Annotated in this window: 11 protein-coding genes and 1 riboswitch; of the genes, 1 reads left to right on the top strand and 10 read right to left on the bottom strand. The window is 62.3% G+C overall.

Annotation, left to right across the window (positions count from 1 at the left end; translation table 11 throughout):
- Positions 1-5: 5 nt before the first annotated feature.
- Entirely contained in the window at positions 6-554 is a 549-nt protein-coding gene (locus CMQ96_RS04215) for a TetR/AcrR family transcriptional regulator (protein ID WP_098066011.1), read from the top strand.
- A gap of 2 nt (positions 555-556) precedes the next feature.
- Here the strand turns inward: CMQ96_RS04215 and CMQ96_RS04220 are convergent, their stop codons facing one another.
- The 10 genes from CMQ96_RS04220 to CMQ96_RS04265 all read right to left on the bottom strand — a co-directional run bounded on the left by CMQ96_RS04220 (position 557) and on the right by CMQ96_RS04265 (position 14,072).
- Entirely contained in the window at positions 557-1,300 is a 744-nt protein-coding gene (locus tag CMQ96_RS04220) for a glutamine amidotransferase (RefSeq protein ID WP_049090385.1), read from the bottom strand.
- 103 nt (positions 1,301-1,403) lie between these two features.
- Positions 1,404-3,323: a penicillin-binding protein 2 gene (gene mrdA / locus CMQ96_RS04225; RefSeq protein WP_176518975.1), complete on the bottom strand. Its 1,920-nt coding sequence runs from the start codon at positions 3,321-3,323 to the stop codon at positions 1,404-1,406.
- 184 nt (positions 3,324-3,507) lie between these two features.
- Positions 3,508-5,304, bottom strand: a complete 1,797-nt coding sequence (atzF, locus tag CMQ96_RS04230; RefSeq protein WP_098066015.1) for an allophanate hydrolase — start codon at positions 5,302-5,304, stop codon at positions 3,508-3,510.
- Positions 5,301-8,906 (bottom strand): urea carboxylase, encoded by a 3,606-nt coding sequence (uca, locus tag CMQ96_RS04235; protein ID WP_064342653.1) that lies wholly within the window; start codon positions 8,904-8,906, stop codon positions 5,301-5,303. The genes atzF and uca overlap by 4 nt, the downstream gene beginning before the upstream one ends.
- 166 nt (positions 8,907-9,072) lie before the next feature.
- Positions 9,073-9,708 carry an urea amidolyase associated protein UAAP2 gene (locus CMQ96_RS04240; RefSeq protein ID WP_004138008.1) on the bottom strand — a complete coding sequence of 212 codons (636 nt, stop codon included), beginning with the start codon at positions 9,706-9,708 and terminating at the stop codon, positions 9,073-9,075.
- 10 nt (positions 9,709-9,718) lie between these two features.
- Positions 9,719-10,447, bottom strand: coding sequence for an urea amidolyase associated protein UAAP1 (locus CMQ96_RS04245; protein WP_064410674.1), 729 nt, complete (start codon positions 10,445-10,447; stop codon positions 9,719-9,721).
- A gap of 4 nt (positions 10,448-10,451) precedes the next feature.
- Complete coding sequence (locus CMQ96_RS04250) at positions 10,452-11,228, bottom strand: ABC transporter ATP-binding protein (RefSeq protein WP_098066018.1); 777 nt, start codon at positions 11,226-11,228, stop codon at positions 10,452-10,454.
- The gene (locus CMQ96_RS04255; RefSeq protein WP_098066021.1) at positions 11,225-12,040 is read right to left on the bottom strand and encodes an ABC transporter permease; all 816 of its coding nucleotides are present in this window, start codon (positions 12,038-12,040) and stop codon (positions 11,225-11,227) included. Before CMQ96_RS04255 ends, CMQ96_RS04250 begins: the two co-directional genes overlap by 4 nt.
- A 24-nt stretch (positions 12,041-12,064) precedes the next feature.
- On the bottom strand, positions 12,065-13,123 hold the full coding sequence (locus CMQ96_RS04260) for a putative urea ABC transporter substrate-binding protein (protein WP_004138013.1): 1,059 nt from the start codon (positions 13,121-13,123) through the stop codon (positions 12,065-12,067).
- A gap of 57 nt (positions 13,124-13,180) precedes the next feature.
- Positions 13,181-13,279, bottom strand: a riboswitch (guanidine-I (ykkC/yxkD leader).
- A 190-nt stretch (positions 13,280-13,469) separates the two neighbouring features.
- Positions 13,470-14,072 (bottom strand): XRE family transcriptional regulator, encoded by a 603-nt coding sequence (locus CMQ96_RS04265; RefSeq protein WP_004138015.1) that lies wholly within the window; start codon positions 14,070-14,072, stop codon positions 13,470-13,472.
- Positions 14,073-14,078 lie beyond the last annotated feature (6 nt).

Raw genomic sequence — 14,078 nt, forward strand, 5'->3', positions numbered from 1 at the left:
ACGCCATGAGAGTGAGCAGAAAACAGGTTGAAGAGAATAAGCAGATAATCCTGACCGCCGCCGGACGCTTGTTTCGCGAGCGGGGTTTTGACGCGGTCACGGTCACCGATATTATGAAATCAGCCGGTCTGACCCACGGCGGATTTTATGGCTACTTTAAATCGAAGGATGACCTGATCGCCCAAACCCTCGCGGAACTGAAGATCGAAAGCGAGACGACGGAAAACGACTTCGCGTCGCGCGTTGAACGCTATCTCTCCCCCGAACACCGGGATAATTTTGCCAACGGCTGCCCGCTGGCGGCGCTGGCGGCGGAGACCATCCGCCAGTCCGAACCCGCGCGCGATGAAATGACCGCCCGGCTGCGGCAGTACATAGACCAGCTCAGTGAAGCGATGGATGATCAAGACGCTGAAGCCCGCCGTCGCGCGGCGATTGGCAGCTGGTCGGCCATGGTCGGCGCGTTAATTCTGGCGCGGATGACCGCGGATTCGGCGTTTTCCGACGAAATCCTGGCAGAAACGGCGGCCTGGCTCGCGGAAAAACAGCGCTAACGTTAAGCCAGGTTCAGATCCGGCTGCAGGTAGCCTGCGACAAAGCGGGTCAAAATCGCCGAGGCCACCGGGCTCTCCGCAACGTCACGACTCAGCCTGTCCGGGTCAACCCCCTCGTTGCGCAGCGCCGACTGACGGAACGCGATCAGCGAGCGGGCAATCGCCGGGGTGATCTCCGGATGAAACTGCGTAGATACGGCATGCGCGCCGTAGCGCACAATCTGGTGCGGATCGTGCTGCGACGAGGCCAGCACCGTCGCCCCCGGCGGTAATCGGGTGACCGTTTGCATATGCGTGAGGTGCGCGCTGAACGGCGCCGGGTGGTCAGCCAGCAGACGATCCGTCAGGCCGTGTGCGGACAGTGAAATGGTTTTACTTCCCGCTTCGCGTCCGGCTGGATGGTAGTCCACCTCGCCGCCCAGCGCGTGCGCCATTAGCTGATGCCCGTAGCAGACGCCAAACAGCGGCATCTCTATCGCCATCGCCTCGCGGATCCATGCGGCGGTCATTTCGCTCCACGGCAGGCGCTCCGTGACCATATCCCAGGAGCCGGTAATCACCGCCACGGTATTATTGTCCGGCGCGGGAAGCGGCTCGCCGGCATACACCCGCGCCACGCTGATTTTATTGCGCCACGGCGCCAGCAGATTGCCAAACCAGAGGGGAAGATCGCCGTGGTCGGAGACGATTTCATCCGGCGGAGTCCCGGTCTGGACAAGAAGAAGGGTATTTCGGCTTAACGACATCAGAGCGCCTTTTTCACAGCAACACAGAACGCTACTATGCGCAAAAGCGCCGGCGGCGGCAAATAACCAATCCGCCAACGCTTATGCTCTCAACGAATAACCGCTACTGCGCGTCGGCGCTCTCCACCTGCGGCACCGTCGAGGCCGCGCCCTGTACCGCCGGCGCGTTGGCCGGGTCGAAGATATGGTCGAGGATGGCGCGCGCCGTCGGTCCCGCTACCACGCCATCGCCGCCGCCGTTCTCCAGAATCAGCGCCATCGCCACCTTCGGATGCTGATACGGCGCAAACAGGGTGTAGAAGATATGGTCGCGCAGGCGCACCGGGATCATTTTCGCGTTATAGGTCTGGTTCTCCTTCAGGCTGAACACCTGGGACGTCCCGGACTTGGCGGCGAGCTGGTACGGCGCGGTATGGAACAGCTTATAGCCGGTGCCGTTTGGCAGGTTCGCCATGCCGTACATGCCGTTGCGCACCACGCCCCAGTAAGGCGAGCGCGGATCGCCAACCTGCGGCAGATCCTGCGGCGGCTGATAGCGCTCAACCTTATTCCCCTGTTTCATGGAGTAAAGCAGATGTGGGTTTTGCACTTTGCCGTTGTTAATCAGGGTCGTCAGCGCCTTGACCATCTGGATCGGCGTGGCAATCCAGTAGCCCTGGCCGATACCGACGGAAATGGTATCGCCCTGATACCACGGTTTTTTATGCACCCGCTGTTTCCACTCCCGGCTCGGCAGCACCCCGGCATACTCTTCGTTAAGATCGATGCCAGTTGACTGACCGTAACCGAACTTGCTGAGCCACTCGTGAATACGGTCGATACCCATCTCAAACGCAACCTGATAGAAGAAGGTGTCCGCCGATTCTTCTATCGCTTTGGTGACGTTAAGCATGCCGTGGCCGCTCTTCAGCCAGTCGCGGTAGCGGCGCTGGGTTCCCGGCAGCGTCCAGGTCGGCGCGCCGAAGAAGGAGGTGGTTGGCGTGATAACGCCCGCCGATAGCGCCGACAGCGCCATGTAGGGTTTCACCGTCGACGCGGGCGGATAGAGACCCTGGGTGACCCGGTTAATCAGCGGCCGGTCCGGGTTATCGAGCAGCGAACGGTAGGCCTGATAGCCGATGCCCCTGACAAAGGGATTGGGATCGTAGCTGGGGCTCGACACCATGGCCAGCACGCCTCCATCGCGCGGATCGACGGCCACCACCGCCGCGCGCTGCCCCTTCAGTACCGACTCGATATACTGCTGCAGGTGCAGATCCAGCGTCAGGTAGATGTTCTTCCCGGCCACCGGCGGCACCTCTTTCAGCAGGCGCACCACCCGCCCGTGGTTATCCACCTCGACCTCCTGATATCCGGTGGTGCCGTGCAGCGCTTTCTCGTAGTAGCCTTCGATACCCTGCTTTCCGATATTATGGTCGGCGGCGTAGTTCTCCTCTTCCCCCGCTTTGGCCAGCTTTTGCAGATCGCTGTCGTTGATTTTCGATACGTAGCCAACCACGTGCGCCAGTTCGGCCCCGTAGGGGTATGCGCGCTGCTGGTAGCTCTCCACCGTGACGCCGGGGAAATGAAACTCATTGACCGCAAAACGCGCCACTTCAACATCGCTCAGGTCCGCTTTTAAGGTCACCTCTTTATAGCGGCTGTTGTGGTGCATATCGTCGCGAAAATCGGCGATATCCTGCGGGGTTAAATCGACGATCGGCGTCAGCTGCTGCAGCAGCGCCGTCATATCGGCGATTTTGCTCGGGATCACCTGCAAACGGTAGAGGGTAATATTTTGTACCAGCGGGATACCGTTGCGGTCGAAAATCAGCCCCCGGCTCGGCGCGATGGGCAGCATTTTAATGTCGTTCTGGTTTGAACGCGTCTGATAAAAATCGTGCTGATCGACCTGCAAACGGTAAAGATTAAGGATCAGGATGGCAAAGCAGACCACCACCAGTAGAAACGCAATGACGGCTCGGCGGATAAATAGCATCTCTTCCGCTGAATGGTCGCGAATTTCATCTCTCATTAGGGACATTAGCGGTCATATACCTGGGTTACAAAGGGCCTGAAAAAGGAAAAGCGGGGAAGAATAGCGTTATCGCAGCGGGAGCCCTATCGAAAGGTTGCTAATGATTTGGCAGAAATGTTTCAGCATGTTAGAAACGTGACGTCGTCACAAAAATCACCTCCCTCGGGACTTCGACGGAGGTGATGATGTCCTAGCGCGCCAGCCAGGCGCGCCAGCCGCCGTAGGCGGTAATCTCCGTGGCTTCGCCTAATCCTTCGGCTTCGCAAATAAAGCCCGTTAACCGGCGTCCGTCGGCAAGCTCAACTTTCCCTAAGCCCAGCGGCGCGGGAATGGCCGCCAGCAGCGAACCGACCTCCGCGCTGGGTAGCTCCCACACTTCAACCGCAATCGCCGCCCCGCCGCTCTCATCGCGAACCATTGCCGGGCGCTTACCGTCCGCGAGGGCGTACAAACGATAGTGCGGCGCGCTGCGGGTTTCCTGCAGCAGCTGGCCGCCCCGCGCCAGCAGCTGATCGTTTAGCGGCAGGCCGGCAAGATGCGCGCCGCAAACAACCAGCGCCATCCGGTCATGACCGGCGGCGCGTTCGGGCGGCGGGGTTTCCAGCCGCGTCCCGCCGGCCAGCGGCAGCCGCTCCGCTCGCTGAAACGCGTCGGCCAGGCTGAGCAAATACTGGTCGGTAAATGCCCGGCCAAACAGGGTAACGCCAGAGGGCAAGCCGTCCGGCATAAATCCGCACGGCACGCTCACCGCGGCGTAGTCCAGCAGGTTCATAAAGTTGGTGTAATACCCGAGATCGGCGTTGCGCGCGATCGGTTCCGCTTGCAGCTCGTCGAGCGTCACCGGACGCGGATAGGTTGGCGTCAGCACGCAGTCGAGGGTCTCGAGGATCGCGTCGCACCGGGCTTTGTACTGCTGTAGCTGATAGATCGCCTTAAAGGTCGCCGTGGCGTCGGTATCCGGCGCTTTCGCCAGCACCTCGCGAATGACCGGCAGCACCGCCTCCGGCTGCCGCGCCATCAACGGGCCGACTACCGCGTAACGTTCGGCGACCCACGGTCCGTCATACAGCAGTCGGGCTGCCGCCAGAAACGGCGCGAATTCGATCTCAACCGCCACCCCACCCAGCGCCGTCAGCCGCTGCCGGGCCTGGGTAAACAGACGCTCGCTTGCGCTGCAGCCGAGGAAATTCAGCTCGCGCGGAACGCCAAAACGAAAACCGGCTGCCGGCCTGCCGAACGCCTGACGGCTGTTCCACTGCGGATTATGGCGGCTCCAGGCATCCAGCGGATCGTACTGCGCGACCAGCGCCAGCAGCTGGCTCGCCTCGTCGGCGGTGGCGCTGAAAAAGGTCACACAGTCTAACGTACGGCAGGCGGGCACGACCCCAGCGGTGGAGATCAGCCCTTTCGTGGCCTTCAGACCCACCAGGTTATTCAGCCCCGCCGGGACGCGGCCGCTGCCGGCGGTGTCCGTTCCCAGCGAGAAGCTGGCGACGCCCAGCGCCACCGCCAGCGCGGAACCGGCGCTGGAGCCCCCGGATGGGTAATCTGCAAGATAGCCGTTGCGGCAAGCACCGTACGGCGAGCGGGTACCGTTCAGGCCGGTGGCGAACTGATCGAGATTGGTTTTACCGACCGGCACCGCCCCCAGCGCGATCAGCTGAGCGACAATCGTCGCGCTCTGCTCCGCCCGGTAAGCAAACGCCGGGCAGGCGGCGGTGGTGATAATCTCCGCCAAATCGATATTGTCTTTGATGGCGAACGGCACGCCGTATAGCGGCAGCTCGGTCGGCGAGAGGCCTTCCAGCGCCGCCAGAAACGGCTCCTGCTCCTCTTCGCTCAGGATATGGATAAATAAGCGGAATTCGGGGTTCAGCGCCTGCGCCCGCTGGCGCACTTCCGCCAGCAGGCGGCGCGGGGTGGTTTTGCCGTTGCGATAGTCTGCCGCCAGGGTCGCCAGGCGTAAATCAAACGTCTGCTGCATCATGCCTTCTCCTCAATAATCACCGCCACCCGCTGCCCGGCGCGCACCGCGCTGCCCGGCTGCACGTGAACCTGCTGGATAATGCCGTCGCAGGGGGCCAGCAGCGGGATCTCCATCTTCATCGACTCCAGAACGACCAGCACATCCCCCGCGCGAACCCGACTGCCTGCCGCGGTTTGTACCTGCCATAAGTTGCCGGAAATCGGGCTCTCCACCCCCTGCTCGCCCTGACGCAGCGGCGCGTCGCCACCCTCATCCACGGCGCCCTCCTGGCTGTCGAAATGGGCCTGGCCGCTGGCTATCCAGCGATCGCGTTCGGCGTTAAACGCCCGCTGCTGATGCTCGCGAAACGCGCCGATGCTGTGCGCTTCGCGGTGGAGAAACTGCTGGTATTCCGCCAGCCGCAGCGTGCTGTTCTCAATGCGCAGCGGGTAGCGTCCGAGCGGAAAATCGCGGCGAATTTGCAGCAGCTCTTCGGCCGAAACCGGATAGAAACGCAATTGGTCGAAGAAACGCAGCAGCCAGGGTTTGCCGGCAAAATCCGCCACGTCGTGGTAGCGATTCCACATTTGCAAGGTCCGGCCAACGAACTGATAGCCGCCGGGTCCCTCCATGCCGTAGACGCACAGATAGGCCCCGCCGATGCCGACCGAGTTTTCCGCCGTCCAGGTGCGCGCCGGGTTGTACTTGGTAGTGACCAGGCGATGGCGCGGGTCGAGCGGCGTCGCCACCGGCGCGCCGAGATAAACATCGCCCAGCCCCATGACCAGATAGCTGGCGTCAAACACCGTATTCCATACCGCCTGCTCGTCAGGCAGATCGTTAATCCGGCGGATAAACTCAAGGTTGCTCGGGCACCACGGCGCGTCCTGGCGCACGGTGGTCATGTATTTATCGATCGCCTTGCGGCAGGCCGGGTCGTCCCAGGAGAGCGGCAGATGCACCACGCGCGTCGGCACCTGCAGATCGTCGCTCAGGCAAACCGTGGACCACTCGCCACGCACCCGGGCCAGCAGCGTCTCCAGGGGCAGGGTTTCCGGCTGGAAATGGATTTGCAGCGAGCGGATCCCCGGCGTGATATCAATCACGCCTTCTGCGGATTGCGCCTCCAGGGCCTGCATCAGGGCATGAATGCGGAAACGCAGCACCAGATCCAGCTCCGGCTCCCCGGCTTCCAGCAGCAGGTGGGTATCGCCGGAAAGGCGCGCCACCAGGCGTTTATCCGCCTCGCCGCAGGTCATGACGACAGGCGACGTCAGGGGCGCGGGCTGCCAGGCTATCGCCTGGTGACTTAGGGTCGCCAGCTCGGCGCGCCGCCCTTGCGCCAGCCGCCGGGCGGTGGGTAAATCTACCGCCACGAAACGTACTTTGTCCCCGGCCTTGAGCTGGCCTAATTGCCAGAGGTCGGCTTCAATAACGGTGACCGGACAGACGAAACCGCCGAGGCTCGGCCCGTCCGGCCCGAGGATCACCGGCATATCGCCGGTAAAATCGACCGCGCCCACCGCGTAAGGATTATCGTGAATATTCGACGGATGCAGTCCCGCTTCGCCGCCGCTGTCGCGGGCCCACAGCGGCTTGGGTCCAATCAGGCGCACGCCGGTGCGGCTGGAGTTAAAATGAACCTCCCAGTCGGTGGCGAAAAAAGTCGCGATATACGCCGGCGTAAAAAACTCCGGCGCGCCGTGGGGGCCATAAATCACCCGCAGCGTCCGTACCTGCGCAAGCGTCGTGCGGAGCGCGGCGGGCAGTTGATCCCCGACTCTGGCGGCGGCGCGCGGCGCCAGATGCAGCACGTCGCCGCCGCGCAGCGCCCGTCCGCCGTGGCCGCCAAACTGACCGAGGGTAAAGGTGCTTTTACTGCCCAAATAGTCCGGCACCTGAATACCGCCGCTCAGGCAGAGATAGCTTCTGACCCCTGCGCCGCTTATCGCGCCAAGCTTCAGCGTCGCCCCCGCCGGAATGGTAAAAACGCGGTCCAGCGGCTGGTCAACGCCATCGAGCGTCACCGCCAGCGGCGCGCCGCACACCACCGCCTGAACGTCGGTATTAAATTTCAGGGTCGGCCCGTTGAGGGTGATTTCCAGCGCGGCCTCTCCCTCGGCATTACCCAGCAGACGGTTGCCGAGACGCAGGGCGCGATCGTCCATCGGCCCCGACGGCGGTACGCCCACCGCCCAGTACCCGAGACGTCCCGGATAGTCCTGCACGCTGGTCTGGGTCCCGGCGCTCAGCACCTCCACGGTGGCCGCCCGGTAGCGCAGCTGCTCAAGGCAGCGGGTCCAGGGCTCGCCTTCGGTAAACGGCGCAAAGCCAAGAATTTGCAGCAGGTACAGGCGGTTGGTTTCTACGCCGTACAGGCGGGTCTCCGCCAGCGCCTGCGCCAGGCCGGCGATAGCCTCATCGCGGCTGGGGCGCCAGGCGATCGTTTTCGCCAGCATCGGGTCGAAAAACGGCGGCACTTCGCAGCCGGCTTCCACCCAGCGGTCGATACGCAGGGCGGCGCCGTCCGCCGGTGGAAAGATGGCTTCCGTTAGCAGTCCGGGAGACGGCTGAAACTGCCGTCCCGGATCCTCGGCGTAAAGCCGCGCCTGAATAGCATGCCCCTGAGGCCGTAACCCGGCAGCCAGCACGTCTAGCCGGGGTAAATCGCCCGCCGCCAGCTCAATCATCCAGCGCACCAGATCAACGCCCCACACCTGCTCGGTGACGCCGTGTTCAACCTGAAGCCGGGTATTCACTTCGAGGAAATAAAACTGCCGCGCCGTGCTGTCATAGACGAACTCCACCGTGCCGGCGCTGCGGTAGCTCACCGCTTTACCCAGCGCGATAGCCGCCGCGCATAGCGCCTGCGCGGTGCCTTCCGGCAGATTCGGCGCGGGCGTCTCTTCAATCACTTTCTGGTTACGCCGCTGTACCGAACAGTCGCGCACCCCGAGGGCGATAACGTCCCCCCGCCCGTCGCCGAAGATTTGCACCTCCAGATGGCGGGCGCGTTCGATATATTTTTCGAGAAATACGCCGGCGTCGCTGAAGTTGTTTTGCCCCAGCCGCTGCACCGTGGCGAACGCCTCCGTCAGCTCACGAGCGTCGCGGCAGACGCGCATGCCGATCCCGCCGCCGCCGGCGGTGCTTTTAAGCATCACCGGATAGCCCACCGCCTCCGCCGCCCGGCAGGCTTCGTCGCTGTCGGCCAGCAGTTCGCTGCCCTCCAGCAGCGGCACGCCCTCGGCTTTGGCTAAGGCGCGGGCAGTATGCTTCAGGCCGAAGACGCGCAGCTGCCGCGGGGTTGGGCCGACAAAGGCCAGCCCCGCCGCTTCGCAGGCCTCGGCGAAGGCCGCGTTCTCCGACAGAAAGCCGTAGCCGGGGTGGATCGCCCGGGCGCCGCTCTGCTGCGCGGCGGCAATGATCTTCTCCGTGGCCAGATAGGTTTGCGCCGCCGGGCCGTCGCCGAGGCTGAGGGCTTCATCGGCGTCGCGGATATGCAGACTGCTCAGGTCGGCTTCGGAATAGACGGCGACGCCCTTCACCTGCATCGCGCGCAGGGTGCGCAGAATGCGGCAGGCAATCGCGCCGCGGTTGGCAATCAGTAAGGTATCAAACATAAGCGGAACTCACAGGGTCGCGGGTCGTCCCGCAAAAATTCGATGTTCCCCTGAGGTCGTCCCCGGGGAACCGGCGCTTAAGGTTTGCGCGTCGGCGTACTGTTAAGGCGATCGGCGCGGACGGCGAAGAGCCGAAAGGCCAACAGGCGCCAGCGCTGCCAGCGGGTCAGTTCCATACCAGCACCTCGGCGGGCGTGGGGTTCCAGCCGTTGCAGGGATTGTTCAACTGCGGACAGTTGGAAATCAGCACCACGGCGCTGCACTCGGCGCGCAGCTCAACGTATTTCCCCGCCGCCGATATGCCGTCCTCAAAGGTCAGACCGCCTTCCGGGGTGACCGGGACGTTCATAAAAAAGTTGATATTGGCGCCGATATCGCGCTTGTGCAGGCGACCATCGTGCAGGCAGGCGCAAAGGAAATTATCCCGGCAGCTGTGCATATAGCGTTTATCCTGGGCGTAGCGCACGGTGTTGCTCTCCTGGGCGCAGGCGCCGCCGAGGGTATCGTGGCGACCGCAGGTATCAGCAACGATGGTCAGCAGCGGATTGCCCAGATTGGAATAGAGCACGCTGCCGGTGGTCAGATAGGCATTGCCCTGGCGGCGCAGCGTGCGCTGCGGATCGTAGCGTTCGCGGGGGTTATCGGCGTTGTAAAACAGAGTATCGATGGCCTGGTTGCCTTCGAGGTCTAGCAGGCGCAGGGTTTGCCCTTTTTGTACCTCAAACAGCCAGGGTTCCCCTGCCGGGATCACATGGCGATAGACGGCATCTTCAGGACGACGGTTACTGGTGATAAGACGCATCGCAGTCTCCTTACAGGGCAAAAAGTTGGGTGTTGAGGAACGCGCGCTGGTTTTCATCGCGAGTAAAGAGCGCTTCCGCGGTCGCCTGCGCATCGTCGGCCTGATACCAGCTAAGCTGAATCGGCCGCGGGGCGTATTCCGCGACCGGGTCCTGGGGATGCGGCAGCGCGGTCAGTACCATGAGGACATCCATCGGCGCAAACAGCTCAACGTAATCTCCGGCGCGGCTGTTGCCGGGGATAAAGCGGAAACTGCCGTCCTCATCGACGGTCACTTTGCTGAAGAAGTTAACCACCATCAGCAGGTCTTCCAGGCCCAGATCCCACTTGCCCATCTCGACCAGCAGGTTATCGACGCCGTTGCGATAGAAGCCGTTGCGCAGCTCCTGGTAGCGTCCTGCGCCATATTTTTCACGCGTCTCATCGGCGTTGAGCACCCCGCCGAACGGGTCGTGCCAGCCGCAGCTGTCGGCAACGATCCCGGCCAGGACGCGCCCCATATCGGAGTAGAAACAGTGCCCGGCGGTCAGGCGCGCGGTATGCTGGCCCTTGAGGGTGTCCGGCAGATTCAGACGCTCGCTCTTCTCGTGGGGATTAAGCATCATCATGCTGACGTTGGCCCCGCCGTCGATATCGGTCAGGCGCAGAATTTGCCCTTTGCGCAAAATTAACGAGGTGTGCGCCCCGCCGGGGAGCCGCTCTTCGCGCAGGCTGGGGGAGGAGTGAAAAAGTGCGGTCATCAAACTATCTCCTTAATGCGTAAACGTTATTGTCGCTGCTGGTCGTCAGCTGCGACATCCGCGCTTCATTGAGCGGGATATCGTAGGTAATGCGCGCCCCCCAGGCGTTGGGCGCCTGCGGATCAATGCGCACTTTGTCGAAAACCAGCAGCCGGGTGCCAAGGTTGAAGCCTTCCGCAAGGTCGTGGGTGACCATAAAAACCGTCATCCGGGTTTCGCTCCATAGCTGGAGCAGCAGCCCGTGCATATCCTTGCGGATCCCAGGGTCCAGCGCGCCGAAGGGTTCATCGAGCAGCAGCACGCGCGGCTGCATCACGAACGCCTGGGCAATCGCCAGCCTCTGCTGCATCCCGCCGGAGAGCTGCGCCGGGTATTTATCCAGCGCGTGCTCCAGCCCGACTTTCTCCAGCATCCGCCGCGCCCGTTCGCGGGCGTCGCGTTTCCTGCCGGCAAACAGCCGGCCAAACAGCGGTGACGCCGGAAGTTCAAGACCTATGGCGACGTTATCCAGCACGTTGAGATGCGGGAAAACCGAATAACGCTGAAACACCACGCCGCGGCTGCGGTCCGGCTCCGCCGCCAGCGGCTGGCCGTCGAGAGTGATTTCGCCGCGAGTCGGCTTTTCCTGGCCGAGCAGCAGACGTAAAAAGGTTGATTTGCCGCAGCCGGACGCGCCGACCATCGAACAGAACTCGCCCTCTTTCACCTGCAAATTGATGCGCTCCAGCACCACGTGATCGCCATACTCCTGCCAGATATTTTTGATGTCGATAAAACTCATGCCCGACCTCCTTCCGCCCACGGGCAACAGGCTTTGTGCAGCTGGCGCAGAGCCAGATCCATCAGCCACGCCAGCAGCGTTATCCAGATGACGTAAGGAATAATCACGTCCATCGCCATATAGCGGCGAACGAGGAATATGCGATAGCCGAGCCCGGCGGTGGCGGAGATGGCCTCAGCGGAGATCAAAAACAGCCACGCGGAGCCCAGCAGCAGGCGCAGAGAGGTGATCAGCCGCGATAGCAGCTGCGGCAGCACCACCCGCAGCACCACCGTCCAGCTATTGGCGCCGAGGGTTTGCGCTTTGATAAACAGCTCCGCCGGGATTTCCCGCGCCCGCTGTTCAAGGTCGCGCGCCAGCATCGGCGTAATGCCGATGACGATGAGCATCACTTTTGACAGCTCATCCAGGCCGAAGACAATAAACAGCACCGGCAGGATCGCCAGCGGCGGGATCATCGACACCACGGTCATCAGCGGCGACAGCGCCGCGCGGTACATCGGGAACACGCCGGCGGCGATGCCGATGCCCAGGCCAATCAGCGAAGAGAACGTCAGGCCAATCAGCAGGCGGCCCAGGCTAATCAGCGTATCGGCCCATAGCAGATACTCACCGCTGCGTTTATCCGGCGTGAACGCCATCCGGTCAATGGCCGCGATCATCTGCGACAGGCCGGGCAGCAGCTTATCCTGCGGATTGGCTTCCAGCCGCACCGCCGAGCCGATAAACCAGGCGGCGACCAGCAGGACAAAGGGCAACAGCATCAGCGTCAGGCGCATACCCTGCCGGGGATAGCGGTTAATGTGGCGCATGGCGTGGACTCCCGGAGTCAATCATTACAGCTTGCCCGCCGCGGCCAGCTTCAGATAGCTGTCGTCAAAGCGCAGCTTGCTGTTCGCGGTATCGCCGACGGTGACGCCGCCGGGGAAGGTCATGCCGATAAAGTCGGCGCTCTGCGCGCCCTCGCCCAGCAGTCCTTTATCAAAGGAGAACTGCGCCACCCGCTGCATGGTTTTGGCCAGCTCCGGCGAGGAGATAAACGTCAGGGTGTCGGCAGGCGTCCAGAACAGATGGGTCGTTTTTAGCTGCGCCTGGTAACCGGCGAGGTCGGTGCCGGAGTCGGCGGCCATCGCGTTTAGCGCCTCGGTATCGCCGGCCCGCATTTTGGTCATCATCTCGAACCAGGCGCCGGTCAGGGCTTTGCCCAGCGCCGGGTTATCTTTCAGCGTCTGAGTATTCACCACCATCATGTCGATCAGCTCGCCGGGAACCTGCGAAGAGCTAAAGACTTCCGTGGTTTGCGGCGTCTTTTTGATAACCGAAAGCTGCGGATTCCAGGCCACCGCCGCGCGTACGCCGCTGGTGCCAAAGGCCGAGACGATATCCGCATCCGAGGTATTGACCACTTTGACGTCTTTTTCCTGCAGTCCGGCTTTTTCCAGGCCGCGAACCAGCAGGTAGTGCGATACCGAAAGCTCCGGGAGATACACCGCCATCCCTTTCAGATCGCTGAGCTTTTTATTCGCCCCCTTCAGTACCACGCCGTCGTTGCCGTCGGAGTAGCTGCCGGTAATCAGCGCCGTCGTGTCAACGCCGCCCGCCGCCGGAATGGTCAGGGCATCCATGTTGGTCATGGTGCAGCCGTCAAACTGGCCCGCGGTATACTGGTTGATGGACTCGATGTAGTCGTTTAGCTGAACGATATTGATTTTGATGCCGTATTTACTGGCCCACTTATCGATGATTTTTTCGTTGCTGATGGTGCCCCAGGGCATCCATCCGGCGTAGATAGTCCAGCAGACGTTGAACTCTTTTTTGACGGCGGCAAACGATGGGACGCTGGCCAGCAGCGCCAGCGACAGAATTAGAGAGCGGAGGAGCGGCGGTGTCTTCATGGTGGACCTCTGGTTAGCACGGGAAACGGGGGCAGCGCGACACCCAACGGTGCTGCTGTCTCCCGGGCTTTTGTCCCGCCGTGTAACCTCGCAGAGGTCGCCAGCTCTCGGACCAGACGTTCACCTGAGTGAACCGGAACCCTAGCCAGCTATTGTGTTATCTCAATTGTCTGTTGCGCTGCCTTCTGACGAGGAGTTTGCAAGGTCTATGCCAGGCGCGCAGAGCGCGTAAACTCAGCCATGCGACGACAGGCGTCGCCGCGATTCCCAATAATGGGGAGTGATGATGGGGCATTGCATGGATTTGGTGCGCTCGCCGTGAAGGAGGAGCGCGGTCGGGATAATACTAACGCGCTTTTTCGCTGACCGTCATAGTGAACCGCGTGACCGCATCCCCGGCGTTAGCGTAGCTATGCGGGGCGTCGGTGCGCGCCACGGCGGACTCTCCGGCGACAATCACATAGCTCGCGTCGTTGACCGTCAGGGTTAAGGCGCCCTCGGTCACGAAAAGCAGTTCTGTCGTGCCATCGCCGTGCCCCGGCGAGGTAAAAATCTCACCGGGATAGAGACTCCATTGCCAGAGCTCCACCATATCCGGTCCGCTGGTACCGGCAAGCAGCCGCGCATGACCGCCCCGCTCGCCCTGCCATAGGGTGGGAATATCGCTTGCGGCCATCACCTTGACCGGCGGCGCGGCGGCGACGTTGACAAAATCGGCCACGGATACGCCCAGCGCCGAGGCCAGACGGCACAACAGCGCGATGCTCGGATTGGCCCTGCAGGCTTCAATGTCTACCAGCATGCCTTTACTGACCCCCGCGCGTCGCGACAGCTCATCAAGGGAGATCTTCTTTTCCGCCCGGTAGCGTTTAAGGCGCGCCGCAACGGCTTCATTGATCATGGCGGCATCGGCGCCCGCATCGGTCGTTATATTGACTTTATTGGTCATCGGTCG

The sequence above is a fragment of the Klebsiella sp. MBT K-1 genome (assembly GCF_002556465.1).
GTDB classification, from domain to species: domain Bacteria; phylum Pseudomonadota; class Gammaproteobacteria; order Enterobacterales; family Enterobacteriaceae; genus Klebsiella; species Klebsiella grimontii.